1 protein-coding gene and 1 pseudogene are annotated in these 547 nt (G+C 47.9%); both read left to right on the top strand.

The window, feature by feature from the left end; all coding sequences use genetic code 11:
* A pseudogene (locus tag L696_RS30955) lies at positions 1–207 on the top strand (hypothetical protein); the annotation flags it as partial.
* Between the two features lie 77 nt (positions 208–284).
* Positions 285–547 (top strand): ASCH/PUA domain-containing protein (locus L696_RS0114475; protein ID WP_025684276.1); only part of this gene is annotated, 263 nt, incomplete at its 3' end.

Genomic DNA, 547 nt, shown 5'->3' with positions numbered 1-547 from the left:
CCATCATCCGATCCTGCCGCCTCTCTGGAGGTACAGGCAAAGGCAATAGAAGCGGATGCAAGTGAATATGTGTACAATTTAGCGGAATTAGTGTGGAATATCGAGCCGGGCTGGGGTGGAGGGCCTGTGCAGACATCGAAACTGCTCACTGCCGCACCTCGCAAGAGGGCAGAGGCTGCTTATATGACATTATCCAGTCAGGATTAAGCCTATACAGGGTGTAGGTCACACGGCACCCGATCATATCGTGCGAGTGAACGGAATGATACCAAGGGAGGATATATATGAAAAAGCATGAGTTGAAGTTATGGCCTGAATACTTCCAAGCTGTTTGGGACGGAACAAAGACATTTGAGGTACGGCTGAATGATCGGGATTATCAGGTCGGAGATATGCTTGTACTTCTGGAATGGGACCCAGTAAAAAACGAATGGACAGGCTCTGGGATATGCAAGCGTGTGACTTATATCTTGGATAACCCGAATTTTGTAAAAGAGGGCTACATCATTATGGGTCTGGCTTCATGGGGAAGTAAGGAGGAACAACA

Origin of the sequence: Paenibacillus maysiensis (assembly GCF_000520815.1) — a bacterium.
GTDB classification, from domain to species: domain Bacteria; phylum Bacillota; class Bacilli; order Paenibacillales; family Paenibacillaceae; genus Paenibacillus; species Paenibacillus maysiensis.
Note: the sequence above shows the minus strand (reverse complement) of the source record. Positions and strands in the feature narration are given on the sequence as shown.